A 20,375-nucleotide genomic window follows, 5' to 3' on the forward strand; every position below is an offset into this window, starting at 1 on the left:
GGCTTCCCTCACTGACAGTGACGACGGTAGCGGTGGGACGCGACAGCGCGTCAGCCCTGTGGATAACTCCGGTCAGCGCTGGTCGCCGGGGCCCGGGCCCGCGTCGCCGCCGGGCTGCCGGGTCTCGATGCCCAGGTGCTCCCCGACCTGGTTGACCAGCAGCGTCATCTCGTAGGCGACCTGGCCGATGTCGGCGTTCGCCGCTCCGAGGACGCACAGGCAACTGCCGTCCCCCGCCGCCGTCACGAAGAGCACGCCCTCGTCGAACTCGACCATCGTCTGCCGCACCCGGCCGGCGCGGAATTGCCGGCCGCTGCCCTTCGCGAGGCTGTGCAGGCCGGACGCGACGGCGGCCAGGTGCTCGGCGTCCTCCCGGTCGAGACTCTCACTCGCACCCGTGACCAGTCCGTCGTTGGACAGCACCAGTGCGTGGCGTATGTGCTCGACGCGCCCGGTCAGGTCATCCAGCATCCGGTCGAGTCCCTCGCTGAGTGCCATGCCCCACCTCCCCGTTCCATCGATCCCCGTGACTGCCGTGCCAGCCTTGCTCACCTGTCCGCCGTCGGCAACCCGCCCGGCCCGTCGGTACCGGTCTGTTCGCCACTTGGCACAAGATGGGGACATGGCACAGAAAATGGGCAAGGGCGAGTGGCAAGCCTTCCTTTCCGAAGGCACGCGGACCGGGAAGCTGGCGACCGTACGGGCCGACGGGAGCCCCCACATCGCCCCCGTCTGGTTTCTGCTCGACGGGGACGACCTGGTCTTCAACACCGGGGCGGCCACGGTCAAGGGGCGCAATATCGCCCGCGACGGCAGGGTCGCCCTCTGCGTGGACGACGACCGGCCGCCGTTCGCGTTCGTCACGGTGCAGGGGCGCGCCGAGTTGAGCGAGGACCTCGATGAGGTACGGTCCTGGGCGACCAGAATCGCCGCGCGCTACATGGGCGAGGCTCTCGCGGAGGAATTCGGGGCACGCAACGGCGTCGCCGGTGAGCTGGTGGTCAGGGTCCGGATCGACAAGGTCGTGGCCATGGCCGCCGTCGCGGAGTAGCCCCACGCTCGCGGCCCACTGACGAAGGAGCATCCGGCATGAGCGACGATCCGGCCCGGGTGAAGGAGTTCTTCACCGTCCGGGCGGACGACTGGGATGTCCGTTTCCCGGACGACGGCCCGGCCTACGAGGCCGCCGTCCGCGACCTCGGCTTGCGCCGTGGCGGGGTGGTTCTGGACGCGGGGTGCGGCACCGGGCGGGCGCTGCCGGCGCTGCGCGCGGCGGTCGGACCGCGGGGGCTGGTGCTCGGCGCGGACCTGACCCCCGCGATGCTGCGCGCGGCCACCCGCGCCGGGCGGCACCTCGACGGCCGGTTGCTGCTCGCGGACGTCACCCGGCTGCCGCTGCGTGAGAGTTCGGTGGACGCTGTCTTCGCGGCCGGGCTCATCTCGCACCTCGCTGACGCGGAGTCGGGCTTCCGCGAACTGGCGCGGGTCGTGCGGCCGGGCGGCCGTCTCGCCCTCTTCCACCCGGTCGGCCGGGCGGCGCTCGCCGCCCGCCACGGCCGGCAGGTGACGCCCGACGACGAGCGCGCGGAACCGAACCTGCGCCGGCTGCTGGCGCGCGCGGGCTGGCGACTGGTCTCCTACACCGATGAGGACACCCGATACCTGGCGATCGCCCTCCGGCCCTGAACCGGGCCGGCCGGAGCAAGCGGATCGGACGGCCTCACTCCGCGGCTCGGGAATCCTGGCGGCCGTGCGGGACCGGGCAGGTGGCCGTGCGCCGTCCGGTGGTGGGGAAGGTCCCCAGCGACGCGACGTCGTAGCCGTTCGGGTACCCCTTGATCTCGGGGTTCTGGCGGGCGTAGTGGGGAGTGCGGCGCGGCGGGAGCAGGCGGACGGCCCTGGCCCGGGCGCGCAGGGCCCCGCGGACGACGGCACGCGTGGCGGGGTGCGGCTGTGCGTAGCGGAACGCCTTGAGCAGGGAGTCGTCCAGCAGGGCCATGCTCGCCCCGCGGACCAGCGGGGCGAGGGCCCGTGGGTACCAGGAGGCCATCAGATCGAGGGTGGCGTCCGAGACCCGCCTCCCGCCTTCGTCCCAGCCGAAGTGCGCGTCCTCGTAGGCGTCGAGACAGCTTGCGAACTCGGCATAGGACTGCGGGATGTCCCGGATTCCCATGTGGGTGCCGAGCGTGCGGTAGTAGGCGGTCATCGCGCGCCGCTCGTGATCCGACAGCCGGCGCCAGCCGTAGGCGTCGAGCCACCGCCCGGGGATGACGACGAAGGTGCACAGGACATAGCGCATGTCGTCGTTGCTGATGTCGTAGCTGCGGTGCATCTGGTTGATGCGGCGGATCGCCGTGCGCCCGCTGTCGCTGTCGAAGCCGTGCTCGACCACCGTGTCGAGCAGCAATGACGTGTCGTCATAGCGCTTCTGCGTCCGGTCGGTGAATTCGCGGGTGTCGCCGAGGAGACTGCCGATGCTGGGTACCGCATAGGTGCGGTAGAGCGCCAATTCCAGGGCGCGCGTCATGTCCCAGGGGAACTCGAAGGTCGCCGTGATCCGGTAGATGCGCAGAAAGTCCTTCTCGGGATCGAGTCGCCGGATCTCTTTGAGCCAGTCGTATCGCTTCACTCGGCGGTCGCCCCTTCGTTCGTCGGAGGTTCAACTCTACGGGTGGCGGGCACACTTGAACGACCGCAGGGCAATCCGCCGATGAGCAGGTGATCCCCGTGTTCGACAAGTTCCGCAAGCGTATCGAGGAGGCCCGGCACCTGTCGGCCCCGCAGCCGCCCGCAGGGCGGCGGGGGAACCTCTTCGAGGCGGCCGCCACCTATGTGGCGGCCTGCGCCGAGGGCGATCCCGAGACGGGCGCGGAGGCCGCCCGCTGGGTCTCTCCGGAGGCCCTCTGCTTCGGCGTGAACGAGCTTGCCTGCCGTGCGGTCATCGCCCTGGCACGCGAGCAGGACAAGACGCCGCAGCACGTGGCCCGGACGCTGCTGGGCCTGCCGGCCGCCTGACGGCCGGCCGCGGCCCCGGCAAGCCGCCCCCGCAACGAAGTTTCCGTGCCTGACCGCGCCGCCGGTCAGGCAGGTGTCCCTGATGCTCCGGTCGTCTCGGCCGGCGACGCACTCCAGCGCGCCTTGACGGATGTTCCCGACCGGCATGAGGCCGCGCCCTTGTCGGCCACCGTTCTCCAAACCGTCACCTTGTGAACGTGTACATGTCACACACTCGGCCCTACGCTGCCACCACACCCGCAGGCACCCCCGCCGCCCCTCGGCCCGCCCCTGTACGGAGGACACCGTGCCCGCCGCAGCCCCCCGTTCCCCAGGCTCCCGCCGCCGTCTCGGCGCTCTGGCCGCCACCTTCGGGCTCGCCGCCGCGTCCCTGGGCCTGTGGGCCTCGGACTCCTCGGCCGCCGCCGCTGTACCGACGCCGGACCACGTGGTGGTCGTCGTCTTCGAGAACCACGCCTACAGCCAGGTCATGGGCAGTTCCAAGGCCCCGTACATCAACTCCCTGGCGGCGGGCGGCGCCAGCCTGACGGCCTCCTACGCCGAGACGCACCCCAGCCAGCCGAATTACTACGCGATGTTCTCCGGGGACACCCAGGGGATCACCGACGACAGCTGCGTCACCCCCGGTTTCAGCGACGCACCGAACCTCGCCTCCGAGCTCATGGCCGCCGGGCGGACCTGGGCGAGCTACAACGAGTCCCTGCCCGCTGAGGGTTCCACCGCGTGCAAGAGCGGCAAGTACGCGCAGAAGCACAACCCGTGGTTCGGCTTCTCCAACGTCCCCACCGGCACGGCCCGCACCATGGCCGCCTTCCCCACCGACTTCGACAAACTGCCGACGGTCTCCTTCGTCGTCCCGAACCTGTGCAACGACATGCACGACTGCTCCGTGGGGACCGGCGACACCTGGCTCAAGAACAATCTCAAGGGCTACGCCGACTGGGCCAGGACCCACAACAGCCTGCTCGTCGTCACCTTCGACGAGGACAACCGGCTGAGCGGCAACCGCATCCCCACCGTCCTCCATGGCCAACCGGTCAAGGCGGGCTCGACCTCCGCGAGCACGTACAACCACTACGACCTGCTGCGGACGGTCGAGGACATGTACGGCACCCCGCACGCCGGCAACGCCGCCAAAGCCAAGGACATCACGGGGATCTGGAACAGCTGACCGTGTACCTCACGGACAGCCGCACCACTCCGGACCCCTCCGACACCGCCGGCCGGCGCCCCCTCCCCGGCCGGCGGGCCGCCGTACCCGGGGCGGTGTTCGCACTGGGTTCCGTCAGTCTCATCACCGACGTCTCCTCGGAGATGGTGACCGCCGTCCTGCCGCTGTACCTCGTCGCCGGTCTCGGCCTCTCCCCGCTGGGCTTCGGCCTCCTGGACGGCATCCACAACGGCGTCAGCGCGCTCGTACGCCTCATCGGCGGCAGGCTCTCCGACCGTGGCGGCGGCAGCCACAAGCGGGTGGCGGCGGCGGGCTACGGCCTGTCCGCCGTGTGCAAGCCCCTGCTGCTCGTCGCGCACAGCGTGCCTTCGATCGGCGCGGTACTCGCCGCCGACCGTACGGGCAAGGGGCTGCGGACGGCTCCGCGCGACGCGATGATCTCGCTGGCGTGCGCGCCCGGGGCCCGGGGCCGGGCCTTCGGCGTGCACCGGGCCATGGACACGGCCGGGGCCCTGCTCGGCCCGCTGCTCGCCTTCGTGATCCTGCGGGCGGCGGCCGACGGCTATGACGCGGTGTTCACCGTCAGCGGCTGTGTGGCCGCACTGGGGGTCGTCGTCCTCCTGCTGTTCGTCCCCGGACGGTCCGCGGGCCGGAGCAGCGCCGGTGGTGCCGACATGCGCGCGCCCGGCCGCGCGCCGCTGCGTGCCGCCCTGCGCCGGCCCGGTGTCCGCCGACTGACCGGGTGTGCGGCGCTGCTGGGTCTGACGACGGTCAGCGACTCCTTCCTCTACCTCACCCTGCAACGGCGGCTGGACCTGCCGGAGGCGTGGTTCCCCCTCCTCCCGCTCGGTGCCGCGGCCGCATTTCTCCTGCTGGCCGTCCCGCTCGGCGCCGTCGCCGACCGGGTCGGCAGACGCCGGCTGTTCCTCTGCGGCCACCTGGCCCTGCTCGCGGCGTACGGCCTGCTCGTCGCCCCGCTCGGGGACTCCCGCGCCCTGCTGTGGCTCACGCTCGCCCTGCACGGAAGCTTCTACGCGGCCACCGACGGCGTCCTCGCCGCCGCGGCCGCTGACGCCGTACCGGAGGAGATCCGCGGCAGCGGCCTGGCGGTGGTGCAGACCGGCCAGGCCGCAGCCCGCTTCGTATGTTCGATCGCATTCGGCGCGGCCTGGACGCTGTGGGGCGACCGGACGGCGCTGTGCGCCGCCGGGGCGGGCCTGGCCGTATCGGCCGCCGTCAGCGTGCTGCTGCTCCGCCCCTCACCCGACGCCGCCCCGGAGACTGCCCGTTGAACCGCAACAGCCGTGTCCTCGCCCTGCTCGTCGCCGTCCTGGTCCTGGGCGCCGTCGCCGTGGGCACCACCCTCCACGCCGCGGGGCGGGCGGCCGAGAAGGACCGCGCCCGGAAGGACGGCCCGTCCGTGCGTTCCGGCGCGGTCGCCCTGGACACCCCGGGGCTGAGCGTCTTCCGGAACATGGCCTGGGGGCCGCACCGTGACGAGATCGCGGCCGTGCCGACCGCGCGGCCGACCGGCCCCCGTACCGCGTCCGGCGTCCGCTGTCTGCGGTTCCACACGGCCGCGGGCACCGGGATCTGCCTCCAGGCGGTGCACGGCACCCTCCGCGAGAGCTACCGCGCGGTGGTCCTCGACGCGCGGCTGCGCGAGCTGCGCCGCTACGACCTCGCGGGCGTGCCCTCGCGGGCCCGGGTCTCCCCCGACGGGCGGAGCGTCGCCTGGACCGTCTTCGTGAGCGGGGACTCGTACGCGGGGGCGGCCTTCTCCACGCGGACGTCGGTCCTCGACCTCCGCACCGGGCGGCTGGACCGCAGCCTGGAGGACTACCGGCTCTTCCTGGACGGCCGGCCGCACACAGCGGTGGACATCAACATCTGGGGTGTCACCTTCGTCGACGACACGCGCTTCTACGCCACCGCCGCCACCGGCGGACGGACGTACCTGGTGCGCGGCGACCGCGCTGAGCGGACGCTGCGGGCTCTGCACACCAACGTGGAGTGCCCGTCCCTGTCACCCGACGGAACCCGGATCGCTTACAAGAAGCGCGTCGAAGGCCCCTCCTCCGACGCGCCGTGGCGGCTGTACGTCCTGGATCTGCGCACCCTGCGCGAGAGCGCCACGGCCGAACGGCGGAGCATAGACGACCAGGCGGCGTGGCAGGACGGACAGACCCTCGTCTACTCACTGCCCGGAAACTACGGAGCCGACCTGTGGACCGTCCCGGCGGACGGCTCCGGCGCTCCCGCGGTCTCGATGGCCGCCGCGCTGGCCCCGGCTTTCACCGGCCGGCCGCAGAGCGGTGCCTCCTCAGCGCCGTAGCTCCTTGCGGGAGACCCGGCGCAGCCTTCTGCGCTGCGAGGAGTCCAGTGTCAGGTACGCGCCGACCGGCACGCCGACGATCACCAGCAGCGCCGCCCAGAAGGGCAGCACCCACAGCAGGATCACTCCCACCGCCACACCGCCGACGGCGACCTTGGCCCTGTTGCTTATGTCCCTGCCTCCTTCGCGACAGCAGCCGCTCTGTCCTGGGAACGACCGGCGGCCCCCGCTGGTTCCTCAGCCGGCCCGCAGGGGGGCGCCGACGTCGTGCATGTGGCGCAGCGCCTGCCGGTAGGAGTCGATCAGCCCGGTCTCCGTGTACGGGAGCCCTGCGGCCAGGCAGTGGGCGCGGACGAGGGGCTGCGCGAGCCGCAGGTGGGGGCGGGGCATGTTCGGGAAGAGGTGGTGTTCGATCTGGTAGTTCAGACCGCCGAGGAACCAGTCGGTCAGCGGGCCGCCGCGCACGTTGCGTGACGTGAGCACCTGGCGGCGCAGGTGTCCCCAGCGCTCGCCGTCCGGGTCCGGCATCTCCATTCCCTTGTGGTTGGGGGCGAAGGCCATGCCGAGGTGGAGCCCGAAGAGGGCGTGGTGGACGAGGGCGAAGACGACCGCCTTGCCGGGGGACATCGAGGACAGCAGCAGCGTCAGATAGCCCGCCGCGTGGAGGACCAGCAGGACCGCTTCGGTCCGGCGTTCGCCCGCTTCCTGCCTTTTGAGGTCGCGTACGCCTGAAATCTTCAGGTTGATGCCTTCGAGCAGCAGCATCGGGAAGAAGAGCCGGGCCTGATGGCGGGTCAGCCAGCGGGTGAACCCCTGCCGTTGCGCGGCCTGCTGCCGCGTCCAGACGAGGGCGCCGACGCCGACGTCCGGGTCCTTGTCGATGTGGTTGGGGTTGGCGTGGTGCCGGTTGTGCTTGTCGTTCCACCAGCCGTAGCTCATGCCCAGGAGCAGGTCGGAGTGGATGAGGCCCAGCACGCGGTTGCCGCGCCGGGTGCGCCCTATCTGCGCGTGTCCGCTGTCGTGTCCGATGAAGGCGGCACGAGAGGCGAACACCGCCAGAGGTGCGGTCAGCAGCAGCGTCCACCACGAATCGCCGCTGAGCACGATGCCCGTGGCCGTGGCCGCGAGCGCGAGCAGGTTGCCGGCGACGGTCAGCGCATAGCGGCCCCGTCGGCGTTCGAGGAGCCCTTGCTCCCGGACGCGGCGCAACAGCGGTGCGAAGTCGCTGCCGGCGGACGGTTCCGCGAGCAGGGTGGCGGCCTGGGGCATGAGGTCTCCGGACGGTCGGGACAGATGTGCTGACTCCACCGAACGTACGGACGCGGGATACCGGACGGCCATGGCGTCACCACCCCGATCGAACGGGGGCAATCCCCCCGCGGGGATGGGGGGTTTGGATACACCCCTCCCCGCCATGTGCCGCGGATCACAAGAGGAGGATGCCCCTCCGGGCATTCTGTCCTGTACCCTCGGCCGCTCCTGACTCCACTAGTCAAATTTGAGGAATGCGCAGCCCTGTGACACCGCCCCCTGCCGCAACACCCTCCGAGGTCTCCCTGCTCACCCGCTGCCGGGCGGCCTTCCTCCCCGGCGACCCCGCGCGCACCGGACGCGTCGCCTTCTGGCGACCGGACGGCGAAGCGCCCGGTGGGCCGGGCGATATCGAGGAGCTGACCGTCGCCGTACCCGACGGCACCGAGGTCACCACCACGACCGTGCGGGCCGTCGTCCTGCCCGTACGGCAGGCGCTGCCCGTACTGACCCGCGCCCGTGCCGCACAGGCCGACGAGGCCGCGGCCTTCTGGGGAACCGCGGCCGTACTGGCCCTGCAGCTGGCCGCCCGCGGGCGGCTCCTGCCGGGGCTGACCGCGACCGATCACGACGCGTGGCGCGTCGGCCCGCTCGCGCCGGACGACCTGCTCCGGGTGCGCGAGCTGGCCGCCGCCATGCCGCCCTCCGCCCACGCCGTGCCGCTCCCGGACACGGACCCGCTGCTGCTGCCGGAGCCGGAGCGGCTCGTCCACGCCTTCCTCGACGCCGTCGCCGACGGTCTCCCCCGCTCCCCCGCCGCGGCGACCGCGGCAGGCGGGCCCGCCTTCGCCGCCACCGAGCCGCGGCGCCTGCCCGAGCAGCGCGCCTGGGCGGCGGGGATCGCCGCCGGGCACGACGCGGGGGTGCGGCTCTCCCTGCGGGTCGAGGTCGGGGGGCTCACCACGGCACCGGACGGCGCGGCCGGGGAGGATCAGGCCGCCCCGCGCTTCCGCGCCGTGCTGCAGTTGCACAGCCTCAACGACCCGGCGCTCGTCGCGGACGCCGCCGACGTCTGGTCCGGCGCCTCCCCCGTGGCGGCCGCGCTCGGCCGGAACGCCCGGATGAACGCGCTGCTCGCGCTGCGCCGCGCGGCCCGCGCGTGGCCCGCGCTCTCCCCGCTGCTCGACGCGGCGGCCCCCGATGCCATCGACCTCGCCGACGAGGAGGTCGGCGAGCTGCTCGGTGCCGCGTCCGAGGCGCTGGATGCCACCGGAGTGCAGGTCCACTGGCCCAAGGAGCTGGCCCGCAAGCTCACCACCCGCGCGGTCATCGGGCCGCCGGACGACGACGGTGACGGCCGGCGCTTCGGCAGCGACGGCTCGGGTATGCCGTCCCTGCTGTCGGCCGGCGCGCTGTTGACGTTCGGCTGGCGTTTCGCCATCGGTGACCAGGAGCTGACGAAGGAGGAGCTGGACCGGCTCGCGGAGGCCAGCCGGCCCGCCGTCCGCCTGCGCGACCAATGGGTGCTCATCGACCCGGAATCGGTGCGCCGTGCACGGGACCGGCAGGAGCGCAAGGTCACCCCGCTCGAGGCGCTGGGCGCGGCCCTCACCGGCCGTGCGGGTGAGACCGGCCAGGACGGCCGGGGCGCGGTCGAGGTGGAGGCCACCGGCTGGCTGGCGGCGCTCCGCGACCGGATCGCCGACCCGGAGCGCTCGCAGGAGCCTCTGGCCCAGCCCGTCGCCCTCCGGGCCACCTTGCGCGACTACCAGCTGCGCGGCCTCGACTGGCTGCACCGGATGACCTCGCTCGGCCTGGGCGGCTGCCTCGCGGACGACATGGGCCTCGGCAAGACCGTGACGCTCATCGCCCTCCACCTGCACCGGCAGACGCTGCCCGAGGCGGCGGGGCCCACGCTCGTCGTCTGCCCCACGTCCCTGATGGGCAACTGGCAGCGCGAGATCGAACGTTTCGCCCCGGGGACGCCCGTCCGCCGCTTCCACGGCCCCGCACGGTCCCTGGAGGGCTTGTCGGCCGGGGAGTTCGTCCTCACGACGTACGGCACGATGCGGCTGGACGCGCGGCGCCTGGCCGAGGCGGGCTGGGGCATGGTCGTCGCCGACGAGGCCCAGCACGTCAAGAACCCGTACTCCGGAACGGCGAAGCAACTGCGGACCATCGGCGCCAAGGCTCGCGTCGCGCTGTCCGGCACCCCGGTGGAGAACAACCTCTCCGAGCTGTGGGCCATCCTCGACTGGACGACGCCCGGCCTCCTCGGCTCCCTGGCGGCGTTCCGCAGGCGTTACGCCCAGGCCGTCGAGGGCGGCGCGGACCCGGCCGCCGCCGAGCGCCTGGGTGCCCTCGTCCGGCCCTTCCTGCTGCGCCGCCGCAAGTCCGACCCCGGCATCGCCCCCGAGCTGCCTCCGAAGACCGAGACGGACCGCACGGTCGCGCTCACCAAGGAGCAGGCGGCCCTGTACGAGGCCGTGGTGCGGGAGGTCCTCGCCGAGGTGGAGGCGGCGGACGGCTTCGAGCGGCGCGGTCTGATCGTGAAGCTCCTCACCGGCCTGAAGCAGATCTGCAATCACCCGGCGCAGTTCCTGAAGGAGGACGACCCGAGGATCACGGGCCGCTCCGGCAAGATCGAACTGCTCGACGAACTGCTGGACACCATCCTCGCCGAAGGCGCCAGCGTGCTGATCTTCACGCAGTATGTACAGATGGCCCGGCTGCTCGAACAGCATCTGGCCGCCCGCGGTGTCCCGGCCCGGCTGCTGCACGGCGGGACCCCGGTGCCGCGGCGCGAGGAGATGGTGCGCAGCTTCCAGGACGGCGAAGTGCCGGTCTTCCTGCTGTCGTTGAAGGCCGCGGGCACGGGCTTGAACCTCACCCGCGCCGGTCATGTGATCCATTTCGACCGCTGGTGGAACCCGGCCGTCGAGGCACAGGCGACCGACCGCGCCTACCGCATCGGACAGACCCAGCCCGTGCAGGTGCACCGCCTGATCGCGGAGGGCACCATCGAGGACCGCATCGCGGAGATGCTCACCCGCAAGCAGGCCCTGGCCGACGCCGTCCTGGGCTCGGCCGAGGCCGCTCTGACCGAACTGACCGACGCCGAACTGGCGGATCTCGTCGCACTGAGGGGGGCCGGACGTTGACCGGACACGACCGGGGTACGGAGCGCACCTTCGAGGCGCTGCCTCCCGAACGCGGCCGCGCCTTCGCCGGCAGCTGGTGGGGCCTGGCCTGGCTCAAGGCGCTGGAGGACACGGCCCTGGACAGCGCGCAGGTGAAGGCCGGGCGCAGGTACGCGCGCGCGGGCGCGGTGGGCGCGGTGTCCGTCCGTCCGGGCCGGATCACCGCGGTCGTCCGCGACCGCGACGGTACTTCCCGCCGGTCCGACGTGGTCGTCCAGGAGCTCTCCGACGCCCATTGGGACCGGCTGCTGGACCTGGTGGCCGACCGGGCCGGTCACATCGCCGCGCTCCTCGACGGCGAGATACCGACCCACCTGGTCGAGGACGCGCTCGCGGCCGGTGTCGAACTGCTGCCCGGGATCGGGGATCTGGAGCCGGAGTGCACCTGTGACGCCTGGGACCACTGCCAGCACACGGTGGCCCTGTGCCACCAGGTGGCGCGACTGCTCGACCAGGACCCGTTCGTGCTGCTGCTGATGCGCGGGCGGGGGGAGCGCGAGCTGCTGGACGAGCTGCAGGCGCGCAGCGTCTCGCGCGGCGCGGCCGGTGTGCCGGAGGCGGCCACGGAGGCGCCGGCCGGCGTGCCGGCCCGTGAGGTGTTCGCGGCCGGTTCCACCGTGCCGCGGCTGCCCGCGCCGCCGCCCGCCGTGGACGTCGCCGGCCGCCCGCCCGTACTCGCCGGTGACACCCCTCCCGCGCCCGGACTCGACGTGGAGGCGCTGGAGTTCCTCGTCGCGGCCGCCGCCGCCCGGGCTCGGCAGCTGCTGGCCGAGGCCCTGACCCAGGGTCACGAGCGGACCCCGGTGCCGGAGGAGCTGACGGTGGCGCAGGACGCGGTGCGCCTCGCCGCCGTGGGTCCGCCCGCCGCGGTCACCGCCCGGCTCGCGGCGGGCTCCGGCCGGGACCGCGGCGAACTGGCCCGGGCCGTGCGGGCCTGGCGCCATGGCGGGCCGCCGGCCCTGGCCGTCCTGGAGGAGGAGTGGGCCCCGGGACCCGAGGCGCTCGCACGCGCCCGGGCCCAGCTGTCGGCCGCCTGGGAGGGGGAAGGCGCCCCTGCGCTGCGGGCGACGCGCAACCGGTGGACGGTGGTCGGCATGGATGCGCAATTGCGCTACGGGCGTGACGGCCGCTGGTGGCCCTACCGCAAGGAGGGCGGCCGCTGGGAGCCGGCCGGACCCTGCGACCACGACCCGGCGGCGGCCCTCGCGGGACTGGGCGGACCGGGCGGACCAGGCGGAGAGGACGCACGTGACGGCTGACCCGCCCGGCGGGGCCGGTCAGGGGCCCTCCGCGCGCGACACAGGAATCGAAGGTAGCAAAGCACCCTATTGTCACTTTCAAAGGTGACAGGCGATATTTTGCCTATCGGCACCAGAATATGGTGATCTACTGTTCAATCACCTTCTGGTCATAGAAAGGCCCATTGGGATGGCTTTCGCCCTGCTGCGCCGCTACCAGCGTTCTCTCCACCGGGAGACCGCACCGATTCCGTACGGCGCGGGGGCTCTGGACTGCGTCGTCCTCGACCCGGTGCAGTTGCCGCTGCACAGAGCGGAGGTGTCCGTGCGGGACGCCGACGGCCGGGAAGTCGTCCACGGCCAGACCGACCCGCACGGCCGCTTCGCGACGACGGTGGCGCCCGGCGAGTACAGCCTCGCCGTGACGGCGGACGGGCTGCAGCCCGTTCGCCGCGCCTTCCAGTCCGCGGACGGCGTCCGGACCTCCCTCGACCCGGTGACCATGGAACCGGCGCCCGCGCCCGCCATGCCGGCACCGGGCAGGTGGCGCATCGACCCGGATCACACGGCCGTGCGCTTCATCGCCCGGCACATCGGACTCGCCGAGGTCCACGGCCGGTTCAACCGGTTCGAGGGCACCCTGTGGATCGGCGAGACCATGGACGACTCGCGGCTCGACGTGGTGATCGACACGTCGAGCATCGACACCGGAGTCGCGCAGCGCGACGAGCACCTGCGCTCCGCCGAGTTCCTCAACGTCGCGGGCTTCCCGTACATGCAGTTCACCAGCGAGCGCTTCGCACACCGCGGCGGCTCCCGGTGGACGGTCCACGGCGTGCTCAACCTGCACGGCGTCAGCCGGAACATCTCCCTCGACACCCGCTACCTGGGCATCGGCACCGGCATCATGGGCGAGACCCGCGCCGCTTGCTCGGCCACCACCGAGCTGCACCGCGAGGACTTCACCCTCGACTGGCGCTCCATGATCCGGCGGGGCATCGCCATGATCGGGGCGACGATCAGGATCGAGCTCGACATCCAGGCCGTGCCCGATCAGTGAGCCAGCCCGACCCGCCCGGCCGCGGGACCCTCGTGGTCACCGGCCGGCCCCGGGAAGATGCTCGTGGGGAAGCCGCTGGGCAGGCTCGTGGGAAAACCCGAGGGCAGCCCTGAGGGCAGGCTCGTCGGAAGGTTGGACGGAAGGCCCGAGGGAAGTCCGGACGGCAGCCCCGACGGCAGCCCGCTGGGGATGTCGAACGAGGCCGTCGGAAACCCTCCCGGGCCGTCCGGCCTGTCGTCCTCGCCGTCCCCGATGACCAGCACCGCCCCCAGCGCCAGCGCGGCCACCGCCACCAGCACGGTCACGGCGATCGCCACCCGTCGCCCGGAACCGTCGCCCCGGGGCGGCTCCGGGGGCCAGGGCGGCTGGGCGGGGCCGAATCCGCCCGGCGGCGGTGACGACGGCGGGGGCGGCGGGCCCGGGGGCGGACCGTACGGCGGTCCGGGCGGGGGTGCGGGTGGGCCGGAAGTAGGGGCCATGGGTCTCAGCGTCCTCTCCGGCGCACCCCTGACACCGGCCGGTGACAGGACCGCCACACCTTCCGTGCGGGATCGCGACATTCCACCCGGCGCAATCGCCTGACGACCCCGCGTGGCGTTCCCGGGGCAAAGATCCATAAAACATACGATTCACCGGTGTCTGTCGCCTCGATGTCCACCGCCGGAAGCGTGGACTGCTCAATGGACTCCTCGATGGGCTCCTCAGCGGCCCGCGCGGAGGAACGCCTCCAGACCGGCCAGGTCGTCGGTGTTGAGGTGGTCCACGCGGGCGGCCAGGAGCTCCCGCCACACCGCCTCACGGGCCGGGCCCGGCCGGTCGGGCGTGGCCCAGAACCTCACCCGTCTGCCTTCCGCGTGGGCGGTGGCGGCGAAGTCCCTCAGCCTCGCCCGTTCCTGAGGGGGCATCGGGCCGTCACCCTGCCAGGCGAAGTGGAGGTTCCAGTTGTCGCTGACGAGCGGCGTGAAGGAGGCGGGGGCGCCGCCCAGGTCGGTGAGGCGCCCGTCGTAGAAGGCACGCCGGCGGCGTTCCTGGGCCATGGGGATCCACGCCCCCCGGTCGCCCGAGATGACGGCGGTGACCGCGCCGCGGCGTACCACGCCGTCCTTGCAGACGCTGAGCATCGACCGGTAGGGGCGCAGGCGGCGGGAGAGTTCGCGGTAGGTGGGGTCACCGGCGGTCTTGATGTCGATGAGCAGTTGCAGGGACAGGCCGTGGCCCGGGTAGACCCGGCCGTGCCCGGCCCGGACGCGCTCCAGCAGCGGGTCGAGGTAGAGCCCTTCGAGGGTGCGGGCCGGATCGAGCTCGGACGCGTCGTGGGCGACGAGGAGTTGGCCCTCCACGAGCCAGATGTCGGCCTCGACGCTGCCGAACCCGTGGGAAAGCGCGTCGGTGAGCGGGTGCGGGTGCGCGTAGTCGTTGTGCGCGTGGGCGCGGGCCAGCGGCGCCCGGCCGGCTTCCCCGCCCGTGCGGGACCACCGGCCGGCCGCCTCGGCGAGGGCCGGGCTCGCGAGGGAGCCGGTGAGGGCGGCTCCGAAGGTGAGGACGGCTGCACGGCGCGTACGAAGGGTCATTGCCTCTCCCGGGTCGACGGGCGTCAACGTGCTCTGACGCCCGGGCCACGCGTGCTGACTGTTGTGAGTATCCGGGCCCACAGGGCCTCTGGGCAGGGAAGTGACAAGAGTTGCCCGCGTCGACGCCGACGCGTTCCCTGTCGTTCGTTCGGGGCATGGTGAACGCTCTTGTGTCATGCCAGAGTTGACGGGACCTCCGGGGAGACTGTGATGAGACGTGGGAGCCGCGTACGCGCGGTGCTGACGGTTCTGGTGGCGTGGACTTCCCTGGTGGCCGGGGGGACCGCCTGGGCGGATGCGGCCCCTCGGCACATACTGCGGCTGAAGAGCCTCGCACGTGTCGCGCCAGGGGTGACGTACCAGCAGTTCTCGCTGACGGCTTCGCACGGGCGGGCGTACGGGCACCTGCTGACGGCAGATCTCGGCAGCCCGTCGGTATCGCTGGACCTGCTGTACCCGGGGGCCGTCGCCGCGCGGTCCGCGGTGTCCCGGATGGCCGACCGGGCCGGCGCCGTGGGCGGGATCAACGGGGACTTCTTCAACATCACGGAGACGCAGCACCCCGGGGTGGACGCGACGGGCGCCCCGGTGGGGCCCTCGATCGCGAACGGACGCCGGCTGGGCGCGGCGGTCCCGGACGGGCAGCGCTTCGGCCCGTCGATGCCCCCGGGCGCCACGACCCGGGACGTCATCGGCGTGGGAACGGACCGCACCGGCCGGCTCGACCGGCTCACGCTGGCGGGCTCCCTGACGGCCAAGGGCCGGCGGCTGCCGCTGCGCGGCCTGAATCAGTACGCCCTCCCGGTCGGCGGGATCGGCGCGTACACCTCCGCGTGGGGCACCGCGTCCCGGCTGCGGGCGACGTGCGGGACGGACACCGACCGCGGCGCGCCGTGCAGCACCGACACCTATGAACTGACCGTGAAGCGCGACCGGGTGAGCGCGGTCGCGCAGGCACCGGGGCGCGGTGCCATCGCCTCCGGCTCGGTGGTCCTGGTGGGGCGCGACGCGGGGGCGCGCGAGCTGCGCAAGCTGCGGGTCGGCGATGCGGTGAGCGTCGAGGAGCGGCTCACCCCCGCCCGGCCGGGGGCGCTGCGGTTCGCGATCGGCGGCTTCCCGGTGCTGCGCGACGGCAGTCCACCGGCCGGCCTGGACGACGCGGTCGCCGCCGTGCGGACCGCCGCAGGCCTGGGCGGCCAGGGGCGGCGGTTCTACCTGATGGCCCTGGACGGCGGCCCGGACTACCGGTCGGGGCTGACCGTCGCCGAACTGGCGGATGTCATGCGACAGGCCGGCGCCGACGACGCGGTGAACCTGGACGGGGGCGGTTCGAGCACGCTCGTCACCCGCGCTCCGGACGACGCGCACGCCCTGGTGCGCAACCACCCGTCGGGCGGCTCCGAGCGTGCGGTTCCGAACGGCATCGGGATTTTCGTCCGAACGTAGCATCGTCCGTCAATCCACCCATTCGAGTGACTGCGGCTGCCGTATCCCACTGCTAGCTTCGAAGCCGGGCGAGCAGAACTCAATCGCGGGTCCGGGGCCGGCCGTTCCGTAATGGCTCATTCCCTGACGGGCCGTTCCGTATATTGATGGGTGGGAATTCGCATATGACGACGTCAGTGGAGACCGGTGCCGAGGCCGATAACGGCACCCAGTTGAGTCTGGGCACCGCGGCCGCACGGAATCTGGCGACCACGACAAAGTCCGTACCGCAGATGCAGGGCATCACCTCGCGGTGGCTCCTTCGCATGCTGTCGTGGGTCGAGGTCCCCGGCGGCACCTTCCGGGTCAACCGGCGGCTGACGCACACCCTCGGCGACGGCCGGGTGGAGTTCGTCTCCACCGGGGCGGAGGTCCGGGTGATCCCGGCGGAGCTGGGCGAGCTGGCGCTGCTGCGCGACTTCACCGACCAGGCGGTCCTGGAGGACCTGGCGGACCGTTTCGTACAGCGGGAGTACCGCCCCGGAGACGTGCTGGTGGAGGCGGGGCAGCCCGCCGACCAGGTCGTCCTGATCGCGCACGGCAAGGTCAGCAAGGTGCGCGAGGGCGAGTACGGCGATCCGGCGGTGCTCGGCGTGCTGGCCGGCGGCGAGTACTTCGGCGACCGGGCGCTGGCGGCGCCCGAGGGCGGCGAGTGGGACTTCACCGCCAAGGCCGTCACCAACTGCACGGTCCTGACGCTGCCCCGCCAGGAGTTCCTCGCGCTCCAGGAGCGGGCGCCCGCGCTGCGCTCCCACGTGGAGGCGTTCCGCGCCGCCGCCTCGCTCCCGCAGAACGAGCACGGGGAGTCGGCCATCAACGTCGCCTCCGGGCACACCGGGGAGCCGGTGCTGCCCGGCGTCTTCGCCGCCTACGAGACGGCTCCGCGCGAGCTCGGCCTGAGTGTCGCCCAGACGGTGCTGCGGGTGCACTCGCGGGTCGCCGACCTCTACAACGAGCCGATGAACCAGCTCGAGCAGCAGCTGCGGCTGACGGTGGAGGCGCTGCGCGAGCGCCAGGAGCACGAGATGGTCAACAACCGCGAGTTCGGCCTGCTGCACAACGCCGATCTCAAGCAGCGCATCCACACCCGCAGCGGCCCGCCCACCCCCGACGACCTCGACGAGCTGCTGGCCACCGTCTGGAAGGACCCCGGCTTCCTGCTGGCCCACCCGCGCGCCATCGCCGCGATCGGCCGGGAGTTCAACAGCAGGGGTCTGTATCCGGACAGCGTCGAGGTGAGCGGCCATGCCGTGCCCGCCTGGCGCGGTGTGCCCATTTTCCCGTGCAACAAAATCCCGGTCAGCGACGCCGGTACCAGTTCCATTCTGCTGATGCGCACCGGGTCGGAATCTCAAGGGGTCGTCGGTCTCCACCGCACCGGAATTCCCGACGAGTACCGGCCGAGCCTTTCCGTCCGGTTCATGGGCATCAATGACCAGGCCATCATTTCCTATTTGGTGAGCGCCTACTATTCCGCCGCGGTGCTCGTTCCCGATGCCCTGGGAATTCTGGAGGACGTCGAAGTCGGGCACTGACGCCCCCACCGCTCACACCGCACGGCACCGCACATTCACGTCAGTTTTCGCAACAGATGGGTGACGACCAGTCATGACCACGTCAGTGGAGTCCGGGGACACCGCACAGCCGGGCGAGTCACAGCTGAGCCTGGGTACAGCGGCGGCGCGACAGCTCGCCACGACGACGAAGACCGTGCCGCAGATGCAGGGGATCTCCTCCCGCTGGCTGCTGCGCGTGCTGCCATGGGTGCAGGTCTCGGCAGGCACCTACCGGGTCAACAGGCGGCTCACTTACACGGTCGGCGACGGCCGGGTGGAGTTCATCTCGACCGGCACCGAGGTCCGGGTCATCCCGCCGGAGCTGGGGGAGCTTCCCCTGCTGCGGGGGTTCGACGACGGTGCCGCGCTGGAGGCGCTCGCGGACGGCTTCGTCCAGCGCGAGTACGCGGCCGGTGACACCCTCGTGGAGGCCGGCGCCCCGGCCGATCACGTCTTCCTCATCGCGCACGGCAAGCTCAACCAGACAGGTCCGGGAAAGTACGGCGACGAGACCGTGCTGCGGGTGCTGGCCGACGGCGACCACTTCGGCGAGCAGGTGCTGCTGGAGCCGGACGGCACCTGGGAGTTCACCGTGCGGGCGGTCACGCGCTGTACGGTGCTGGCGCTCCCCCGGCAGACGTTCCAGGAGCTGTCGGAGCGCTCCGCGTCCCTGCGCACCCATATCGCGGAGTTCGCCTCCCGCACCATCCCGGCGCAGAACAAGCGCGGCGAGGCCGATATCGCGGTGGCGTCCGGGCACACCGGAGAGCCGCGCATCCCCGGTACGTTCGCCGACTACGAGCTCTCCCCGCGGGAGTACGAACTGAGCGTGGCCCAGTCCGTGCTGCGGGTGCACACCCGCGTCGCGGATCTCTTCAACGACCCGATGAGCCAGGTCGAGCAGCAGCTGCGGCTGACAGTGGAGGCGCTGCGCGAGCGCCAGGAGCACGAGATCGTCAACAACCGCGAGTTCGGCCTGCTGCACAACGCCGACCTCGGCCAGCGCATCCACACCCGCACCGGCCCGCCCACCCCCGACGACCTCGACGAGCTGCTGTCGCGGCGCCGCAAGACCCAGTACCTGCTCGCGCATCCGCGCACCATCGCCGCGTTCGGCCGGGAGTGCAGCAGCCGTGGGCTCTACCCCCAGTCCATCGAGGTCCTGGGCTCGGCGGTGCGTTCCTGGCGGGGCGTGCCGCTGCTGCCCTGCAACAAGATCCCGGTCAGCGAGTCGGGGACGAGCTCGATCCTCGCGATGCGTACCGGTGAGGAGAACCAGGGGGTGGTCGGCCTCCACCAGACGGGCATCCCGGACGAGTACCAGCCCAGCCTCAATGTGCGTTTCATGGGCATCAATGAGCAGGCGGTCACCTCGTACCTGGTGAGCGCCTACTACTCGGCGGCCATTCTGGTGCCCGACGCCCTCGGCGTCCTGGAGGACGTCGAGATCGGACGCGCCTAGCCGGCCCGGCCCTGATGCCGTCGCCGGTCCGTCCGGCCGGAGCCGGCTACGGCGTCAGGGCCGTACCCCGCTGATGACGCGGGTGGTGGTGGCGATCCCGTGGGAAATGCTCGGCGCGATGCTCGTGCTCGCCAGGAAGAAGCCGAGCAGGATGCAGACCACCGCGTGGGAGGCCCGCAGAGCGCCACTGCGCAGGAAGATCACCGCCAGGATCACAAGCAGCAGAAGCACGGAGAACGTAACAGCCACGGCGAACCTCCACGACGGAGCGATTATCCGTCAGTCTGGCCCATGACCCGCGATGACCTGGGAAGACTCCGTACTCCATTCGGGTACGGAATGCGGATGCCCAGCCCGATGGCGTGACACCGGGCTCAGGTCCGGGCGGGTGCCGTGTGCCGGCGCTCCCGCAGCACGGCCGCGCTGCGGCGGCACCAGTCGCGGGTGTCGCGCTCGAAGGCGAGGCCGCGCAGACAGGTCAGATAGGGGCCGACGCGTTCGGCCCGGCGCAGGAATTCCTCTTCGTCCGCCGCGCCGCGCATCTGCCGGAGCAGGCCGCCGAAGAGCTCGATCCGGGCCTCCGCCGCGGCGGCCCGCTCGGTGAGCTGTTCGATGAGCGGGCCGGCGCTGACGCTGTCCGCCGCCTGCACCTTGACGAGCAGGTCGTCGCGGATGAACGACGGCTTCACCGAGGCCTCGGTGAACCGCTCCAGCTCGGCGAGCCCGGCGTCCGTGACGCTGAACAGGCGCTTGTCGGGCCGGTTCTCCTGGATCACCTTCCGCCCGGCGATCAGCCCGTCCCCTTCGAGCCGGGTCAGTTCCGCGTACAGCTGCTGGGGCAGGGCGTGCCAGAAGTTCGCCACGCCGATGTCGAACGCCTTGGCCAGCTGGTATCCGCTGTACTCACCGTCCAGGAGCGCCGCCAGCACGGCGTGTCGCAAGGCCATCGGTCCCGCCCTTCCCTTTCGTCACCCGGCCCTGCATCATACTCAAGAAAATGACTAGTCAGATTGATGACTATCGAGCCCGCG

General features: G+C 72.2%; 20 protein-coding genes. 12 read left to right on the forward strand and 8 right to left on the reverse strand.

Translation table 11 applies throughout. The features are described from left to right. Nucleotides 1-72 precede the first annotated feature (72 nt). On the reverse strand, nucleotides 73-498 hold the full coding sequence (locus ABZ951_RS17290) for a roadblock/LC7 domain-containing protein (RefSeq protein WP_344086963.1): 426 nt from the start codon (nucleotides 496-498) through the stop codon (nucleotides 73-75). Nucleotides 499-622: 124 nt separating this feature from the next. Between ABZ951_RS17290 and ABZ951_RS17295 the strand changes: the two genes are divergently transcribed. Together ABZ951_RS17295 and ABZ951_RS17300 are read left to right on the forward strand one after the other, a co-directional pair. Beyond that, a complete protein-coding gene (locus ABZ951_RS17295) occupies nucleotides 623-1,051 on the forward strand; it encodes a PPOX class F420-dependent oxidoreductase (RefSeq protein ID WP_344086961.1) in 429 nt (142 codons plus the stop codon). 38 nt (nucleotides 1,052-1,089) lie between these two features. Beyond that, nucleotides 1,090-1,686: a class I SAM-dependent methyltransferase gene (locus tag ABZ951_RS17300; RefSeq protein ID WP_344086958.1), complete on the forward strand. Its 597-nt coding sequence runs from the start codon at nucleotides 1,090-1,092 to the stop codon at nucleotides 1,684-1,686. Nucleotides 1,687-1,720: 34 nt separating this feature from the next. On the opposite strand, the gene ABZ951_RS17305 is transcribed toward ABZ951_RS17300, so the two are convergent. Continuing rightward, complete coding sequence (locus ABZ951_RS17305; RefSeq protein ID WP_344086955.1) at nucleotides 1,721-2,629, reverse strand: oxygenase MpaB family protein; 909 nt, start codon at nucleotides 2,627-2,629, stop codon at nucleotides 1,721-1,723. A 122-nt stretch (nucleotides 2,630-2,751) separates the two neighbouring features. Here ABZ951_RS17305 and ABZ951_RS17310 point away from each other — a divergent pair, with 122 nt between their 5' ends. From ABZ951_RS17310 to ABZ951_RS17325, 4 genes are all read left to right on the forward strand, one after another. Continuing rightward, entirely contained in the window at nucleotides 2,752-3,015 is a 264-nt protein-coding gene (locus ABZ951_RS17310; RefSeq protein WP_344087081.1) for a hypothetical protein, read from the forward strand. Nucleotides 3,016-3,301: 286 nt separating this feature from the next. Further along, nucleotides 3,302-4,186 carry an alkaline phosphatase family protein gene (locus tag ABZ951_RS17315; protein WP_344086952.1) on the forward strand — a complete coding sequence of 295 codons (885 nt, stop codon included), beginning with the start codon at nucleotides 3,302-3,304 and terminating at the stop codon, nucleotides 4,184-4,186. Nucleotides 4,187-4,188: 2 nt separating this feature from the next. Further along, entirely contained in the window at nucleotides 4,189-5,478 is a 1,290-nt protein-coding gene (locus ABZ951_RS17320) for an MFS transporter (protein WP_344086949.1), read from the forward strand. Continuing rightward, complete coding sequence (locus ABZ951_RS17325; protein ID WP_344086946.1) at nucleotides 5,475-6,521, forward strand: TolB-like translocation protein; 1,047 nt, start codon at nucleotides 5,475-5,477, stop codon at nucleotides 6,519-6,521. Before ABZ951_RS17320 ends, ABZ951_RS17325 begins: the two co-directional genes overlap by 4 nt. On the opposite strand, the gene ABZ951_RS17330 is transcribed toward ABZ951_RS17325, so the two are convergent. Both ABZ951_RS17330 and ABZ951_RS17335 read right to left on the reverse strand, forming a co-directional pair. Then, the gene (locus ABZ951_RS17330) at nucleotides 6,510-6,692 is read right to left on the reverse strand and encodes a hypothetical protein (RefSeq protein ID WP_344087078.1); all 183 of its coding nucleotides are present in this window, start codon (nucleotides 6,690-6,692) and stop codon (nucleotides 6,510-6,512) included. The two genes, ABZ951_RS17325 and ABZ951_RS17330, sit on opposite strands and share 12 nt — an antisense overlap. A gap of 66 nt (nucleotides 6,693-6,758) precedes the next feature. Next, a complete protein-coding gene (locus ABZ951_RS17335) occupies nucleotides 6,759-7,790 on the reverse strand; it encodes an acyl-CoA desaturase (protein ID WP_344086943.1) in 1,032 nt (343 codons plus the stop codon). 248 nt (nucleotides 7,791-8,038) lie between these two features. Here ABZ951_RS17335 and ABZ951_RS17340 point away from each other — a divergent pair, with 248 nt between their 5' ends. The 3 genes from ABZ951_RS17340 (at nucleotide 8,039) to ABZ951_RS17350 (ending at nucleotide 13,270) form a co-directional block, all read left to right on the forward strand. Beyond that, the gene (locus ABZ951_RS17340) at nucleotides 8,039-10,933 is read left to right on the forward strand and encodes a DEAD/DEAH box helicase (protein ID WP_361280148.1); all 2,895 of its coding nucleotides are present in this window, start codon (nucleotides 8,039-8,041) and stop codon (nucleotides 10,931-10,933) included. Beyond that, the gene (locus tag ABZ951_RS17345) at nucleotides 10,930-12,231 is read left to right on the forward strand and encodes an SWF or SNF family helicase (RefSeq protein WP_361280150.1); all 1,302 of its coding nucleotides are present in this window, start codon (nucleotides 10,930-10,932) and stop codon (nucleotides 12,229-12,231) included. The genes ABZ951_RS17340 and ABZ951_RS17345 overlap by 4 nt, the downstream gene beginning before the upstream one ends. Before the next feature lie 169 nt (nucleotides 12,232-12,400). Continuing rightward, nucleotides 12,401-13,270: a YceI family protein gene (locus ABZ951_RS17350; RefSeq protein WP_344086934.1), complete on the forward strand. Its 870-nt coding sequence runs from the start codon at nucleotides 12,401-12,403 to the stop codon at nucleotides 13,268-13,270. Here ABZ951_RS17350 and ABZ951_RS17355 read toward each other — a convergent pair. Beyond that, a complete protein-coding gene (locus ABZ951_RS17355) occupies nucleotides 13,264-13,587 on the reverse strand; it encodes a hypothetical protein (RefSeq protein ID WP_344086931.1) in 324 nt (107 codons plus the stop codon). The genes ABZ951_RS17350 and ABZ951_RS17355 overlap by 7 nt on opposite strands. Nucleotides 13,588-13,971: 384 nt before the next feature. After that, nucleotides 13,972-14,841, reverse strand: coding sequence for a phosphatidylinositol-specific phospholipase C/glycerophosphodiester phosphodiesterase family protein (locus tag ABZ951_RS17360; protein WP_344086928.1), 870 nt, complete (start codon nucleotides 14,839-14,841; stop codon nucleotides 13,972-13,974). A gap of 210 nt (nucleotides 14,842-15,051) precedes the next feature. Here ABZ951_RS17360 and ABZ951_RS17365 point away from each other — a divergent pair, with 210 nt between their 5' ends. From ABZ951_RS17365 to ABZ951_RS17375, 3 genes are all read left to right on the forward strand, one after another. Continuing rightward, on the forward strand, nucleotides 15,052-16,287 hold the full coding sequence (locus ABZ951_RS17365; protein WP_344086925.1) for a phosphodiester glycosidase family protein: 1,236 nt from the start codon (nucleotides 15,052-15,054) through the stop codon (nucleotides 16,285-16,287). Between the two features lie 164 nt (nucleotides 16,288-16,451). Beyond that, on the forward strand, nucleotides 16,452-17,861 hold the full coding sequence (locus tag ABZ951_RS17370; protein WP_344086922.1) for a family 2B encapsulin nanocompartment shell protein: 1,410 nt from the start codon (nucleotides 16,452-16,454) through the stop codon (nucleotides 17,859-17,861). 73 nt (nucleotides 17,862-17,934) lie between these two features. Continuing rightward, a complete protein-coding gene (locus ABZ951_RS17375; RefSeq protein ID WP_344086919.1) occupies nucleotides 17,935-19,344 on the forward strand; it encodes a family 2B encapsulin nanocompartment shell protein in 1,410 nt (469 codons plus the stop codon). 54 nt (nucleotides 19,345-19,398) lie between these two features. On the opposite strand, the gene ABZ951_RS17380 is transcribed toward ABZ951_RS17375, so the two are convergent. Together ABZ951_RS17380 and ABZ951_RS17385 are read right to left on the reverse strand one after the other, a co-directional pair. Next, on the reverse strand, nucleotides 19,399-19,593 hold the full coding sequence (locus tag ABZ951_RS17380; protein WP_344086916.1) for a hypothetical protein: 195 nt from the start codon (nucleotides 19,591-19,593) through the stop codon (nucleotides 19,399-19,401). 125 nt (nucleotides 19,594-19,718) lie between these two features. Then, nucleotides 19,719-20,291: a PadR family transcriptional regulator gene (locus ABZ951_RS17385; protein ID WP_344086913.1), complete on the reverse strand. Its 573-nt coding sequence runs from the start codon at nucleotides 20,289-20,291 to the stop codon at nucleotides 19,719-19,721. Nucleotides 20,292-20,375: the final 84 nt, after the last annotated feature.

The organism is Streptomyces sp. NPDC046215 (genome assembly GCF_040646215.1).
GTDB lineage: Bacteria > Actinomycetota > Actinomycetes > Streptomycetales > Streptomycetaceae > Streptomyces > Streptomyces stramineus.